The organism is Ensifer sp. Root954, assembly GCF_001429005.1.
Lineage (GTDB): Bacteria > Pseudomonadota > Alphaproteobacteria > Rhizobiales > Rhizobiaceae > Ensifer > Ensifer adhaerens.
Map to the genome: position 1 here is coordinate 288,354 of NZ_LMJM01000023.1, position 14,485 is coordinate 302,838.

13 protein-coding genes are annotated in these 14,485 nt (G+C 62.4%); 5 read left to right on the top strand and 8 right to left on the bottom strand.

Going from position 1 to position 14,485, the window contains the following annotated elements:
- Nucleotide 1 precedes the first annotated feature (1 nt).
- The 3 genes from ispH to rnhA are packed head-to-tail and all read left to right on the top strand — an operon-like array spanning nt 2 to nt 2,497.
- Entirely contained in the window at nt 2–1,012 is a 1,011-nt protein-coding gene (ispH, locus tag ASE71_RS15415) for a 4-hydroxy-3-methylbut-2-enyl diphosphate reductase (protein ID WP_034801247.1), read from the top strand.
- A gap of 40 nt (nt 1,013–1,052) precedes the next feature.
- The gene (locus ASE71_RS15420; protein WP_060516301.1) at nt 1,053–2,033 is read left to right on the top strand and encodes a homoserine kinase; all 981 of its coding nucleotides are present in this window, start codon (nt 1,053–1,055) and stop codon (nt 2,031–2,033) included.
- Nucleotides 2,030–2,497 carry a ribonuclease HI gene (gene rnhA / locus ASE71_RS15425; protein ID WP_060516300.1) on the top strand — a complete coding sequence of 156 codons (468 nt, stop codon included), beginning with the start codon at nt 2,030–2,032 and terminating at the stop codon, nt 2,495–2,497. The genes ASE71_RS15420 and rnhA overlap by 4 nt, the downstream gene beginning before the upstream one ends.
- Before the next feature lie 51 nt (nt 2,498–2,548).
- On the opposite strand, the gene ASE71_RS15430 is transcribed toward rnhA, so the two are convergent.
- Nucleotides 2,549–3,034: a peroxiredoxin gene (locus ASE71_RS15430; protein WP_060516299.1), complete on the bottom strand. Its 486-nt coding sequence runs from the start codon at nt 3,032–3,034 to the stop codon at nt 2,549–2,551.
- A 73-nt stretch (nt 3,035–3,107) separates the two neighbouring features.
- The gene (locus tag ASE71_RS15435; protein ID WP_060516298.1) at nt 3,108–3,950 is read right to left on the bottom strand and encodes a protein-disulfide reductase DsbD domain-containing protein; all 843 of its coding nucleotides are present in this window, start codon (nt 3,948–3,950) and stop codon (nt 3,108–3,110) included.
- 169 nt (nt 3,951–4,119) lie between these two features.
- Here ASE71_RS15435 and ASE71_RS15440 point away from each other — a divergent pair, with 169 nt between their 5' ends.
- Nucleotides 4,120–4,725 (top strand): YqgE/AlgH family protein, encoded by a 606-nt coding sequence (locus ASE71_RS15440; RefSeq protein ID WP_034801471.1) that lies wholly within the window; start codon nt 4,120–4,122, stop codon nt 4,723–4,725.
- A 115-nt stretch (nt 4,726–4,840) separates the two neighbouring features.
- On the opposite strand, the gene ASE71_RS15445 is transcribed toward ASE71_RS15440, so the two are convergent.
- The 4 genes from ASE71_RS15445 to thrC all read right to left on the bottom strand — a co-directional run bounded on the left by ASE71_RS15445 (nt 4,841) and on the right by thrC (nt 11,385).
- A complete protein-coding gene (locus ASE71_RS15445) occupies nt 4,841–7,750 on the bottom strand; it encodes an EAL domain-containing protein (RefSeq protein ID WP_082566260.1) in 2,910 nt (969 codons plus the stop codon).
- The gene (locus ASE71_RS15450; protein ID WP_034801272.1) at nt 7,750–8,361 is read right to left on the bottom strand and encodes a GNAT family N-acetyltransferase; all 612 of its coding nucleotides are present in this window, start codon (nt 8,359–8,361) and stop codon (nt 7,750–7,752) included. The genes ASE71_RS15445 and ASE71_RS15450 overlap by 1 nt, the downstream gene beginning before the upstream one ends.
- Before the next feature lie 305 nt (nt 8,362–8,666).
- Nucleotides 8,667–9,968 (bottom strand): M16 family metallopeptidase, encoded by a 1,302-nt coding sequence (locus ASE71_RS15455; RefSeq protein ID WP_060516297.1) that lies wholly within the window; start codon nt 9,966–9,968, stop codon nt 8,667–8,669.
- Between the two features lie 16 nt (nt 9,969–9,984).
- The gene (gene thrC / locus ASE71_RS15460; RefSeq protein WP_060516296.1) at nt 9,985–11,385 is read right to left on the bottom strand and encodes a threonine synthase; all 1,401 of its coding nucleotides are present in this window, start codon (nt 11,383–11,385) and stop codon (nt 9,985–9,987) included.
- Between the two features lie 281 nt (nt 11,386–11,666).
- On the opposite strand from thrC, the gene ASE71_RS15465 reads away from it, so the two are divergent.
- Nucleotides 11,667–12,218, top strand: a complete 552-nt coding sequence (locus ASE71_RS15465) for a hypothetical protein (protein WP_034801474.1) — start codon at nt 11,667–11,669, stop codon at nt 12,216–12,218.
- Between the two features lie 67 nt (nt 12,219–12,285).
- On the opposite strand, the gene ASE71_RS15470 is transcribed toward ASE71_RS15465, so the two are convergent.
- Together ASE71_RS15470 and ASE71_RS15475 are read right to left on the bottom strand one after the other, a co-directional pair.
- A complete protein-coding gene (locus ASE71_RS15470) occupies nt 12,286–13,392 on the bottom strand; it encodes an ABC transporter substrate-binding protein (protein WP_034801278.1) in 1,107 nt (368 codons plus the stop codon).
- Between the two features lie 228 nt (nt 13,393–13,620).
- A complete protein-coding gene (locus ASE71_RS15475; RefSeq protein WP_060516295.1) occupies nt 13,621–14,316 on the bottom strand; it encodes an HAD family hydrolase in 696 nt (231 codons plus the stop codon).
- Between the last annotated feature and the right edge of the window lie 169 nt (nt 14,317–14,485).

The window sequence follows — 14,485 nt, forward strand, 5'->3', positions numbered from 1 at the left end:
CATGGCATCATCAGCGGCAGAAAAATCCCCGATCACCATCCGCCTTTGCGGCCCGCGCGGCTTTTGCGCCGGCGTCGACCGCGCGATCCAGATCGTCGTCCTGGCGCTGAAGGAATTCGGCGCACCGGTCTATGTCCGCCATGAGATCGTCCACAATCGCTACGTCGTCGAAGGCCTCGAAGCCAAGGGCGCAATCTTCGTTGAAGAGCTCGACGAGATCCCGCCGGAGCACCGCAAGCAACCGGTCGTCTTTTCGGCGCACGGCGTGCCGAAATCGGTGCCCGCCGACGCGGATGCCCGCAACCTTTTCTATCTCGACGCCACCTGTCCGCTGGTCTCCAAAGTCCACAAGCAGGCGATGCGCCACAACCGCCTCGGCCGCCATGTGGTCCTGATCGGCCATGCCGGCCATCCGGAAGTGATCGGCACTATGGGCCAATTGCCTGAAGGCACGGTATCGCTGGTCGAGACCGTCGAGGACGCCGACGTCTATCAGCCGCCGGACCCGGACAATCTTGGTTTCGTCACCCAGACGACACTGTCGGTCGACGACACCGCCGGCGTCATCAAGCGGCTGCACGAGCGCTTCCCGAACCTGACGGCGCCCGCCGCCGATTCGATTTGCTACGCCACCACCAATCGCCAGGAGGCGGTGAAGCAGGCAGCACCCGGTTGCGACCTGTTCCTGGTCGTCGGCGCGCCCAACTCGTCCAATTCCAAGCGGCTTGTCGAGGTGGCCCTTCGGGCCGGTGCGAAAAAATCCGTGCTGGTCCAGCGGGCGTCGGAAATCGACTGGGACGAAATCGGCGATATCTCTACGGTCGGCCTGTCGGCCGGCGCGTCTGCGCCGGAAGTAATCGTCAACGAGATCATCGAGGCGTTTCGCGAACGCTACGACGCTTCGGTGGAGCTTGCGGATACGGTCGAGGAGAACGAGAACTTCCTCGTCAACCGCGAGATCCGCCACGTGCCGCTGACGGCTGCCGACATGGCCTTCGTCAACGGCGAATAAGCCGCATTCCCTGCCCGCATTTTCTTGAGAGTGGACACCCTTGGCCGTTTACACCGATATTACGGAAGACGATCTCGCCCGTTTTCTCACCGCTTACGACGTCGGCCAGCTGACCTCCTACAAGGGGATCGCCGAGGGTGTCGAGAACTCCAATTTCCTGCTGCACACGACCAAAGGCTCCTACATCCTCACGCTCTACGAAAAGCGCGTGAATGCCGGCGACCTGCCGTTCTTCCTGGGCCTCATGCATCATCTGGCCGAGCGTGGGTTGTCCTGCCCGCTGCCATTGCCGCGCGCCGACGGCGAGTTGCTCGGTGAGCTCTCCGGCCGCCCTGCCGCCGTCATCTCCTTCCTCGAGGGCATGTGGCTGAGAAAGCCTGAAGCCAAGCACTGCCACGAAGTGGGCAAGGCGCTGGCGGCCATGCACGTCGCCGGCGAAGGCTTTGCGCTGAAGCGCACCAATGCGCTCTCCGTCGGCGGCTGGCGGCCGCTCTGGGTCAATTCCGAAGTGCGCGCCGATGAGGTTCAGGCAGGTCTCAAGGACGAGATATCGGCGGAGCTCGAACATCTGGAGCGCCATTGGCCGAAATCGCTGCCGGAAGGCGTCATCCACGCCGATCTCTTTCCGGACAACGTCTTCTTCCTCGGCGACCAGCTCTCCGGGCTGATCGACTTCTACTTCGCCTGCAACGACTATCTCGCCTATGACGTCGCCGTCTGCCTCAATTCCTGGTGCTTCGAGAAGAACGGCTCCTACAACATCACCAAGGGCATGGCGATGCTTTCGGGCTACGAGAGCGTGCGCAAGCTGACGCCCGCCGAGGTCGACGCCCTGCCGCTGCTTTGCCGCGGCTCGGCGCTGCGCTTCTTCCTGACGCGCCTCTACGACTGGCTGATGACGCCCGCGGGCGCGTTGGTGGTCAAGAAAGATCCGCTCGAATATCTGACGAAGATCCGGTTCCACCGGGCGATTACGTCCAGCGCCGAATATGGCCTGCGCCGGGACGGGGGTCAGGCATGAAACATGTCGATATCTTCACCGACGGTGCCTGCTCGGGCAATCCGGGTCCGGGCGGCTGGGGCGCTGTGCTGCGCTATGGCGAGTTGGAAAAGGAGCTGTCCGGCGGCGAGGCCGAGACCACCAACAACCGCATGGAGCTGCTGGCGGCAATCTCGGCGCTCGACGCCCTGAAAAGCGCCTGCGAGGTCGATCTCTACACCGACAGCAAATATGTGATGGACGGTATCTCCAAGTGGATCCACGGCTGGAAGAAGAACGGCTGGAAGACTGCGGACAAGAAGCCGGTGAAAAACGGCGAGCTCTGGCAGCGGCTGGACGAAGCCAATCGCCGCCACAAGGTGACATGGCACTGGGTCAAGGGCCATGCCGGTCATCCGGAAAACGAACGTGCCGACGAGCTCGCCCGCAAGGGCATGGAACCCTACAAGAAGGGGCGTCGTTCGGACTCACTTCTCGTGAAATGAAAAAAAAACGGGCCGCTGAGGCCCGTTTTTCATTTGCACTCGCTTCTGCGCTCAGAGCTGCTCGAGCATGGCCGCGGCGCCCGAAACGGTCGCCTGGCCAGGGCTTTCTTCGAGATTGAGCGACTTCACCACGCCGTCCTCGACGAGCATCGAATAGCGCTTGGAGCGCACACCGAGCGTGCCGGCCGACAGGTCGATGTCCATACCGAGCGCCTTGGTGAAGGCGGCGTTCCAGTCCGAGAGGAAGTGAATCTTGCCCATGCCGCCCGACGTGGTCGCCCAGGCACCCATCACATGCAGGTCGTTGACCGAGACCACGGCGATGTCGTCGACACCGCGGGCAAGGATCGCGTCGCGGTTTTCGAGATAGCCGGGCAGGTGGTTGAGCGAGCAGGTGGGCGTGAACGCGCCGGGAACGGCAAAGAGCACGACGCGCTTGCCGGAAAAGAGCTGATCGGTGGTGACCTCGACGGGACCGTCGGCGGTCTTTTCCTTGAAGGTTGCGGCTGGCAGCTTGTCTCCGACGGCAATGGTCACGGCACTCTCCTTGCGTTGCTTGCGTCTCGCTTCTCCGCACTCGTCGGAGAACTCGGCGGACTATAGATGCGCCCTAATCAAAGGCAAGGGTCGTCTCCATGCTGCGGCCCTGGGCGCGCACAGTCAAAACGATCGGCTTGCCTTTGAGTTCCCTGTCCTTGCCCGTGAGCCTCACCGGAACGGCTGCGTTTAACGCCCTGTCGCCTGCAGGCTGGATCTCGGGCTTGCCGAACGAAATGCCCGAAGGTCCGGCGAGAAAGAGTTCCGGATCCTTGTCGTCGGTGGGCAGGCGAACCGACAGATGCATCAGCGCCTTGTCGGCATCGTAGCGGCTCGCCGTCACCGAGAAATCAGCCGACGGCGCCTCCGGCAACGCGGCAACGGCATCGTCGATCCGCGCGCCGTCGAGCGGATTGTCGAAGCCGCCTTGCTTGATGGCGAGCGTTAGCTCGCCCTGAACCGGTATGCAGATGTCCTCGCAGATGCCGAGGAACACGGAGGCGCGAATGGTAACGTCGCCGCTGCCGTGGACGCGCTTCAAGGTCAGCGGAAAGGCGACCGGCCTGTCATAGCCGATGTAGCGCACGACGCCGTCGTCGAACGTCTTGGGCACCGGGAACCCGATCTTTTCCAGCTCCACATCGCCTGCCGGGTCGAGCGTCACCTGCGGGGGAATGCCGCTTGCGCCCGGCTCGCGCCAATAGGTCTTCCAGCCAGGGTTGAGCTTGACCTCCAGCGTCGCCGGGATCGTGCCATCCTCTTTGGGCTGGGCGGCGACCAGACGGATCATGCCGCCGGGGGAGGTGACCCACTCGCTGGTGGCCGCGTTGGCGCCGAAGGGGAGAAAAAAACAGCCGGCAAGGCTTGCCGCGCCGATGAACTGGGCCATTTTCTGGTGGGTGAAGCACTGGATCATACGGCAAGCAATATCGCTTTTGCCAAAACCGCTCCAGACGCTGCGACGGACGCAACGATCATAATTGCTTGATCGGACACGGCGAAGTGAACGCCGTGCGTGCAATAATTATGGGCCGCGACGCTGAGGCGCTTTTCATTTCGCGGCGAATTGATAGGCTGTTCGCATGATGGCTACTCCGATGGCGCAAAAGAGACGCGAGCGAGGCTTTCTTGACGGTCAGTTCCTGATCGCCATGCCCGGGATGTTTGACGCCAATTTCGCTCGCACGGTCATCTTCATCTGCGCCCATTCGGACGATGGCGCCATGGGCTTCATTCTCAACCGGCCGCAGCAACTGACCTTCCCCGACGTGCTGCTTCACCTCGATCTTCTCGATGAGGACGAGGCGATCCGACTCCCGCAGGTAACACGGGATTTTCAGATTCAGGCGGGCGGTCCGGTCGAGACCGGGCGTGGCTTCGTGCTGCATTCCGACGATTATCTGAGCGATTCCAGCATTCCCGTCAGCGACGATATCTGCCTGACGGCGACGCTCGACATCGTCCGCGCCATTTCGCGCGGGGAGGGGCCTGTGCGCGCGACAATGATGCTCGGCTACGCCGGGTGGGGACCGGGCCAGCTCGAATCGGAAATCACCCAGAATGGCTGGCTCACATGCCCGGCGCGCGATGAACTGATCTTCGACAAGGCGCTCGACGACAAATACGATCGGGCGCTGGCGCTGATGGGTGTTTCGGCCGCGATGCTCTCCATGGATGCCGGTCACGCTTGATTGGCGGCTGACCGACCTTTCCCAGATCCTTGATGCAGAAATGAAAAGCCCGTCGGATTGTAACCGACGGGCCTGGAGACGTTGGTCTGCGCGCTGAGCGGCGTCGCCTTGGCGATTACGCCCGCTTCATCAGTGGAAAGCGTTCCTTCAGCAGGCGCTGGATCGATTCCGAACCGATCGGCGGACCGAAGAGGAAGCTCTGCCCATAGTCGCAGCCCATCTGCGACAGCTGGATTGCGTCGTCCTCGGATTCGATGCCCTCGGCCACCACCTGCATGTCGAGCTCGCGCGCCATCGTGATGACGGAGCGCAAGAGGATGCCGCGCTTGTCGCTTGGGTCGCGCACCAGCGCCTTGTCGATCTTGATCGTGTCGAAGGGGAAGCGGGTGAGGTAGGAGAGCGACGAGTGGCCTGTGCCGAAGTCGTCGAGTGCCAGCTTGAGACCGGCTTCCTTCAGCTTTTCGAGTACGAGACGGGCCTGCTCCGGATTTTCCATTACCAGCGATTCCGTCAGCTCCATCTTCACCTTGCCCGGGTCGCAACGGTTCTTGGTGAGAATGGCACGGACGTCGTCATAAAGCTCATTGTTGAGAAGCTGCGCGCTCGAAAGGTTGATCGAGACGAAGATCGGCAGATCGCCGGTCTGCAGCTGCCATTCCGTCAGGTCGCTGGTCGCCCGGTCGAAGGCGAACATGCCGAGCTGGTTGATGAGGTCGGAATTCTCGGCGATCGGGATGAACTCGGTCGGCGAGATGTTGCCACGCTTGGGGTGATCCCAGCGCATCAGGGCCTCGAAGCCGGCGATCTCGGCATCGTTCAATCGCACGATCGGCTGGTAGACGAGAGAAAGTTCCTTGCGCTCGATTGCCTTCTTGAGATCGGCTTCAAGCTGCATGCGGTCCGAGCCGGAGGTGCGGAAGGCCGGGCGGAAAGGCTCGACGCGGTTGCCACCTTCCTTCTTGGCCCGAAACATCGCGAGCTCTGCGTCGTCGAGAAGGCCGGTCGCACTCTGTTCCTGGTCGAGCCAGGAGACGAGCCCGATCGATGCGGTCAGGTTGATTTCGCGGTTGCCGTAGTTGAGGGGCACCATGATCGCCTTGCTCACCGCATCGGCGAAATCGGCGACTTTGGCCGGATCGCGCTCGGACATCAGGATCAGGCCGAACTGGTCGCCACCGAGGCGGGCCAGCGTATCCTGCGGGCGCAGCAACCGGCGCAGGCGCCGCGTCAGCGCGATGAGGATGTTATCGCCGGCGGCAATGCCCAAGAGATCGTTGACCTGCTTGTAGCGGTCGATGTCGATCGCAAGCACCGTCGGGCGGACCGAGTTGCTGCCGTCGGCCATCAAGAGCATCGCCTGCAGCCGGTCGAGGAAGACCTGACGGTTCGGAAGCCCGGTCAGATTGTCGAGCAGGGCGTTGTGCAGCAGCCGTTCGACCGAGTTGCGCTGTTCGGTAATGTCGATGATCGTGCCGACGCAGCGGATGATTTCGCCGTTGGCACCAAGCACCGGCCGGGCACGGATCGAGAGCCAGTGATAGTGGCCGTCCTCGGCGCGTACGCGGAATTCATGGTTCAGTTTGCCGCGGCGGCGTTCCAGCAACACGTCGAGCGTGGCGCGGAAGCGGTCGCGATCGTCAGGGTGAAGCCGCGGAAGCCAGTTGCGCAAGGGGCCGTGCATGCTGCCGAGCGACAGGCCGAGCTGCGTTGAGATATCGGGCATCGTCACCACCCGGTCGCGCGCGACGTCCCAGTCCCAGACGGTGTCGCCGGAGCCGGTGAGCGCCAGCGACTGGCGCTCGAGATCGGAGAACAGGCCCTGCTGGTAGCCGCTGCCGGCGACCGCGTGCTGCATGACGGTAAAGCCGATCAACAGTACGATCAGCACGAGACCACCGCCGAGCGCCGGCTGCACGATGTCGTTGGCGAGCTGGCCGGTGACCGTCAGCCAGGCGCCGAAGAGCCAGACGAGGATCAGCAGCCAGGCGGGAACGAGAAGGATCGCGCGGTCGTAGCGGTTGAAGCCGAGATAGGCGATCAGGACGATGCCGACCGTGCCGGTCAGCGCGAAGGAGAGGCGGGCGATGCCGGATGCGATCGCCGGGTCGTAGACGGCGACGCCGAAGAGCAGGCCGAGGCCGAGGATCCAGGCGAGCGTCGCATAGCCGAGATGCTGGTGCCAGCGGTTGAGATTGAGGTAGGTGAACAGGAAGATCACGAGGCCGGCCGCAAGGAAGACCTCTGTGCCCGCGCGCCATATTCGCTCGTCCCCGGCCGTCACGCTAATGAGCTTCGACAAGAAGCCGAAGTCGACGCAGATATAGGCGAGAACGGCCCAGGCAAGGGCGGCCGTTGCCGGCAGCATCGAGGTTCCCTTGACGACGAAAAGGATGGTCAGGAACACCGCAAGCAGGCCGGCAATGCCGAGCACGATGCCGCGATAGAGCGTGAAGGCGTTGACCGTATCCTTGTAGGAGTCCGGCTCCCAGAGATAGATCTGCGGCAGTTCCGGTGTTGCCAGCTCGGCGACGAAGGTGATGATGACGCCCGGCGCCAGCGTGATGCGGAAAACGTCCGCCTCGTCGCTCGGTTCGCGGCTGAGCGCGGAGCCTTCGCTCGGCGTGATCGAAAGAATGCGCTTGGAGCCGAGGTCCGGCCAGAAGAGCTTGGAATTCACCAGTCGGAAATGCGGTGCGACGATCACGCGGTCGAGCGGTTCGGCCGAAACGTTGGCGAGCGCGAACACAGCCCAGTCGCCCTGATGGTCCGCACTGTTGGAGCGCACTTCGATGCGGCGCACGATGCCGTCGGTTCCGGGTGCTGTCGAAACCTGAAAGGCTTCGTTGCGGCCGCTGTAGATTTCGGTCGTTGCCGTCAGGTCGAGCGCCGTGTCTTCGCGCGAAATCTTGACCGGCTCCAAAGCCTGGGCCGCGCCGCCGAGCGCACAGAAAATCGTCGTGAGCGTTATCAGAAACGCTGCCAGATTGGAGGCTGACCAGGCGAAGGGCGAGCGGGCTAGAGGCATCAAAGGGGCATATTCCTGTTCGGTAGGGCATCGTCGGACAGGAGAGAAAAGAGCAGATGGTCTCGCCACTGGCCGTTGATTCTCAAGTACTGTCTTAAATAGCCTTCACGCTCAAAACCGGCCTTTTCAAGGAGCCGGATGCTTCTTGAGTTGTCCGGAATACAGGCTGCTTCAATACGGTGCAACTCAAGGGTCGAAAAGATGTAGGGGATCGCGAGCCTGAGGGCCGCAAACATGTGGCCTTTGCCCGCGTGGCGCGCGCCCATCCAGTAGCCGATCATGCAGTTTTGCCCGGCGCCGCGGCGAATGTGGCCGATCGTCAGTCCGCCGAGCAGGACCTCGCCTGGCTTGTGGAAAAGGAAGAGCGGCACCGCCTGGCCGGAGGCATATTCCTGCTCGTTGCGGACGACCCGGCCGCGGAAGGCGCTTTCGGTCATTTCGTCGGTGCGCCAGGTCGGCTCCCACGGCTCCAGGAAGGCGCGGCTGTCGCTTCTGAGCTGATACCACTGGCGATAATCGGAATAGCGGGGGAGGCGGAGCAGGTAATTCTGGTCGGCGATTTCGACCGTCTCCGGCTGCCGCGACAGGAACCGAAAAACCGATCGTGTCATAGCTGCCTCCGAGGCCGTTCCGTTTACGCGCGAGGACCTTGTACCATCCGCCCGACGGCACGTCTTTGCGCCGTCACAAATCGAAACGTTGCACAACTTTGCGCGCAAATCGAATCCGATTTTGCGAAAAGTCGCAAAGACTTCACCATTCGGACATGCGGTCATCATCCGTGGCGCGCCGGCTGGCCGAACGCAGTTTCCAGGCGACGCTTGAAAGCGCCTTCCGCGCGAAATTGCGCAATGTTTGGGAGGCCGGGATCGCTTCATCGTTTTGATGAAATGGACCCGGCCGTTCAGCCTTCGGCTTAGCTTGCGACGGCGTGCGGGACGGCGGCCTTGCCGGTCAGTGACGACAGGATGTCGCCCATCGGGGCAAGTTGTTCCAGCGGGCCGATCGCCGAAAGCGTCGGCGTGGTGTCGAAGAACAGCCGACCGGCAAGGTCGGTCAGGCGTTCGATGGTGATGCCGGAGAGGCGCTCCATCAGTTCTTCATTCGGGATCGGGCGACCGTAGAGCATCATCTGACGGGCGATCTGGCCGGCACGGGCCGCCGGGCTTTCCTGACCCATCAAAAGCTGTGCGCGGATCTGGGCACGGGCGCGCTCGATTTCCTGCTGCTCGATGTTCATCGAGGATTTGCGCAGTTCATCGACGATGACCGGCATCAGCTCCGGCAGGTTCTCGCCGCCGGTCGCAGCATGCACGCCGAAGATGCCGGTGTCGGAGAAACCCCAGTGGAAGGCATAGACCGAATAACAGAGGCCACGATGCTCGCGCACTTCCTGGAAGAGGCGCGAGGACATGCCGCCGCCGAGAATGTTGGCGAGGATCTGCGAGCAATAGAAGTCGCGCGCGTGGTAGGCCTTGCCTTCAAAGCCGAGCAGCACCTGCGCGTCCATCAGGTCGCGGGTTTCGCGGCTCTCGCCGCCGGTGTAGAGGGCAGTTTCGAGCACGGGCGTTGCGATCGGTGTGCGCGGCAATGACGAGAAGCGTTCTTCGACCTGGCGAACAAAGGATTCGTGTTCGACGGCGCCGGCGGCGACCACGAACATGCGGTCGGTCGTGTAGTTGCGGCCGAGATAGTGCCGGATCTGGTCGGCGGAGAACGACATGACCGTGTCCGGCGTGCCGAGGATCGGCCGGCCGACGGTCTGATTGCGATAGGCGGTCTCGGCGAAGCGGTCGAAGACGACATCGTCGGGTGTGTCGTCGGCAGCGCCGATCTCCTGCAGGATCACGTGCTTCTCGCGGCGCAGTTCTTCCTCGTCGAAGCTGGACTCGGTCAGAATGTCGGCGAGAATATCGACAGCAAGCGGCACGTGGTCCTTGAGAACCCTGGCATAATAGGAGGTCGTTTCGGTGGAGGTCGCAGCATTGACCTCTCCACCGACGTTTTCGATCTCTTCGGCAATCTGGCGGGCGGTGCGCCGCGCGGTGCCCTTGAAAGCCATGTGCTCCAGCAGATGGGCAATGCCATGTTCGCCGAGAGTTTCATTGCGCGAACCGGACTTGATCCACACGCCGAGCGCCACACTTTCGAGATGCGGCATCTGCTCGGTCACCACCGTCAACCCGGAAGGGAGCCGGGTGCACTCAACTTTCATCATACGTTTCTTCTCGTTCTTACCCCCGGAGACGGGTACGCTCGCCGATAAAGGTTTCGACGGTTTTCAGGTCCGGATCCAGGATATCGAAACGCTCCTCCCTGTTCATGAGGTCAGCAAGCCACGTCGGAAGCGCCGGGTCAATACCACTTGCCGATTTTACCGCGTCCGGGAATTTCGCCGGATGGGCGGTGGCAAGCGTCACCATGGGGGCGGATGCCTTCTCGTGTTTGGCGGCGACGAAGACGCCGACGGCGCTATGCGGATCGAGCAGATAGCCCGTGTCTGCAAGCGTCTTTGCGATCGTCTTGGCGACTTCTTTCTCCGAGGCGCGACCGGCGCGGAACTCCTTGCGGATCGCCTTCAGCGCCTTTTCGCGGATGGTGAAGGAACCGGACTGCTTCAGCCCGTCCATCGCCGAGCGGATTTCGCCCGGGTCGCGATCGTTCGCCTCGAACAGAAGCCGTTCGAAGTTCGACGAGATCTGGATGTCCATCGACGGTGCGGTGGTCGCCTTGACGTCGCGCATCTCGTAGCGGCCGGTCTTCAGCGTGCGGGCGAGAATGTCGTTTTCGTTGGTGGCGATGATCAGCTTGTCGATCGGCAGGCCCATGCGCTTGGCGACGTAGCCGGCGAAGATATCGCCGAAGTTGCCGGTGGGGACCGTGAAAGAGATCTTGCGGTCTGGGCCGCCGAGCGCGACCGCCGTCGTGAAGTAATAGACGATCTGGGCCATGATGCGCGCCCAGTTGATCGAGTTGACACCCGAAAGCTTGACACGGTCGCGGAAGGCGGCGTCGTTGAACATCGCTTTGACGAGGTTCTGGCAGTCGTCGAAGTTGCCGTTGACTGCAATCGCATGGACGTTCGATGCGCTCGAGGTCGTCATCTGCCGCTGCTGCACCGGCGAGACTTTGCCGTGCGGGAAAAGAATGAAGATGTCGGTGCGCTCACGACCGGCAAAGGCGTCGATGGCGGCGCCCCCGGTGTCGCCCGAAGTCGCGCCGACGATGGTGGCGCGCTCGCCGCGTTCGGAAAGCACATAGTCCATCAGCCGGGCGAGCAGTTGCATCGCCACGTCCTTGAAGGCGAGCGTCGAGCCATGGAAGAGCTCCATGACGAAGGCGTTCGGTCCGGTCTGCACCAGCGGCGCCACCGCCGGGTGGCGGAAGGTGGCATAGGCCTCGTCGATCATTTCGTGGAACTTGGCCGCCGGGATCTCGCCATTGATGAAGGGTTCGAGCACGGTAAAGGCAATGTCCTGGTAGGATTTGCCGCGCAGGCCGCGAATTTCCTTCTTGGAAAACTTCGGCCATTCCTTGGGGAGATAGAGACCGCCATCGCGCGCAAGACCGGCAAGCAGCGCGTCGCAGAAGCCGAGAGGAGCGGCTTCGCCGCGCGTCGAGATATACTTCACCATCGTTGTCCTTCGTCCCACCTCAAGGATTGCGGCGACCTTGGGAAACGTCGTCGCGACACGCTCGTCTTATTGCGTCAGTCCTTGACAAAGTCTGCATCTATTCTTGTCACCGACCCAATTTCCGGTCGCAAAACTAGCTTCGGAAAATTCGGAAGGGACGGACTGACCCAATCGATTTTTCGGTTTGTCGCTGCTATAGACGATGCCCGAAGGCCATGAAAGGTCTTCCGGCCGAGATTTCGGTCAAGGAGTTTCAACCGGTCCAGCAGAGGTTGTTCAACGTGTTTGGCAAAGTTTCCCGGCCTGTTCTCGCAATATCTTTTCTCGCAGTCCTAGCCGGCTGCAATAAGACGCAATCCGGTGGGGCGATCGACGCAGGCGGCAGTGCCGCTGCTCCGACGCCGGCCGTCGTTCAGGCCGCATGCCCGCAGGTCGTCATTCGTGACGGCACAAATGTGCATGCCAGCTACGCAAAGGGGGCCAAGAACGACCCGACGAAGCTCGTCTATCAGGCCTCCCTGGCAGACACCACGCGGCAATGCGTGCAGAGCGAGAGCGCGTTGACGATAACCGTCGTGGTCCAGGGCCGCGTCGTCAGCGGTCCTGCCGGTGGTCCCGGCAAGGTCACCATGCCGATCCGCGTGGCTGCAACCGACGAAGACAAGACGCTCTATTCCGAACTGACGCAGCATGCGGTGGAAATCCCTGCAACCGGTTCGGCCCAGTTCGTCTTCACCAAGGCCGACGTCACGCTGCCGGCCGGCGCCGGATCCAATGTCACCGTCTATGTGGGCTTCGACGAAGGCCCGCCGGCCAAGGGCAAGAAGAAGTAGGCAGCGGCCTATGCCGCAAAAAAACGCCGGGGCTTGCCCCGGCGTTTTCATTTCCGTCGTGTGCGGCTTATTCAGCCGGAACGCTCTTGCCGCCTTCCCACTTATAGAGCGAGAAAGCCTGCGAGGTCAGGTCGCCGGCTTCGCTGTAGGTCAGCTTGCCGAGAACCGTGTCGATGGCTTCGCCCGACTTGATCGCAGTTGCAACCGCGGTCGCGTCTTCGGCGGAGCCTGCCTTCTCGATGCCGGCCTTCAGCACCTGGACGGCAGCATAGGCGTTGAGCGTGAAGGCTTCGGCCGGGATGTTCTTCGCCTTCAGCGCTTCGACAGCCGGAGCCGAGGCGGGGTTGCTGGTCGCGTCGCTGGCATTGGTGTAGACCGTGCCGGTCGCAGCTTCGCCGCCGATTGCCCAGAACTCGGTGTTGGACAGGCCGTCGCCGCCGAAGATCTGCGCCTTCACGCCCTGGTCGTGCATCTGGCGTGCCAGCAGGCCACCTTCCGGATGGTAGCCGCCGAAGTAGACGACATCGACGTTTTCCGACTTCAGGCGGGTAACGATCGCGCTGAAGTCCTTGTCGCCCGGGTTCAGGCCTTCATAAACGACTTCGGTAATGCCGCCGGCATTGATCGCCTTCTTGAAGCCGTCAGCAAGGCCCTTGCCGTAAGGCGCCTTGTCGTGGAGGACGGCGATCTTCTTGTCCTTGAGGTTCTTGACCACATAGGCAGCGGCGACTTCGGCCTGCTGGTCGTCGCGGCCGCAGGTGCGCAGCACGTTCCAGAGGCCGCGGGTGGTGAGGTCAGGCGTGGTTGCCGTCGGCGTCACCATCAGGATGCCGTTTTCGGCAAGGATGTCCGAAGCCGCCATCGAGGTGCCCGACAGAACCGGGCCGACGACGTAGCGGATGCCTTCACCAGCAGCCTGGTTGGCAACCGAAACGGCCTGCTTCGGATCGCCGGCGTCGTCGAGCATCTTCAGCACGATCTTCTCGCCATTGATGCCGCCAGCCTTGTTGATCTCGTCTGCAGCCGTTTCCGCGCCGTTCTTCACCTGCTCGCCATAGGCCGCGACCGGGCCGGTGAGCGGCGTGATCACGCCAATGGTGATGTCGGCGAAGGCGAGCGGGCCAAAGGCGACGCTGGCCGCCAGGGTCAGGCCGGTCAACATTGAAAGACGCATTGTGTTTCCTCCTAAAAATACCCCGATGGGGCTTGCTTGGTACGGCCCTCGTGCGCGGCTCCTCGAAAACCGGGAAGATTTTCTAGGGGACGTGACGCCACTGCAATGTGTCATCATGTCCCTCGGCGTCTAATTGGACGTCTGCCGTGTTGGCCGAAGGCTTCTTTCCCGCTCCGGCCGAAAGCCGGAGCGAAAGGGGCATGGCGGTGTGCGACCGCCTGCGGCCAATCAGGCCGTCATCGACTCCGACCATGCGGAAAGGGCCGCGATCACGCCCGGCAACGCCGTCATGCGCGAAATCACCGTTTCCGCACCCGCTTCGGTCAGCTGGTCGGCATGCGAGGGATGGGTGTGCGAACCGCCGGTGAAGCCGACGACGCGCATGCCAGCGGCACGTGCACCGTGAATGCCGTGCACGGAGTCCTCGATCACCAGCACCCGCGACGGGTCAACGCCCATCTGCTTGGCGCCGTGCAGGAAGATATCCGGCTTCGGCTTGACGCGGTCGGCGCCGAGGTCGCGCGCGGAATAGATGTGTCGGCCGAAATGGTCCTTGATGCCGACCTTGCCGAGCATCATGGCAAGCCGCGCCGAGGTCGAGTTGGAGCAGATGCAGTGCGGCAGCGTCAGTTGCGCCAGCATCGGCTTGACGCCGTCGATGATGTTGAGGTCGCGGGCAAGGCGCTCGTCGAGGATGAGGTCGACCTTGCTGATGAGCTGGGCCGAAAGCGGGATGCTTGCTTCCTTCTCGATTTGCAGCAGCGTGTTGTGCCAGGTCATGCCGGCAAAACGCTCCGCCATTTCCTCGACGCTGATCGGGTAACCCGCTTCTGTCAGCAGTGCTGCTTCGACTTCCGACGCGATGATTTCGGAATCGACGAGAACGCCGTCGCAATCAAAAATGATGAGATCGATACCGGTCATATGGAACAGTTCCCTGGGAGGAGAGGCGCCGCAGGCGGGGGAGGAATGTTCGCGCGGCGCGGGGCTTTCGTACGGCAGAGCTTTTATACGATGGTAGGCCAAAGCTCAACCATTGGAAATTATCGAAACCGCCCGTGCGCTTGCTCGACAGCATTGTTTCGCGGCTCTA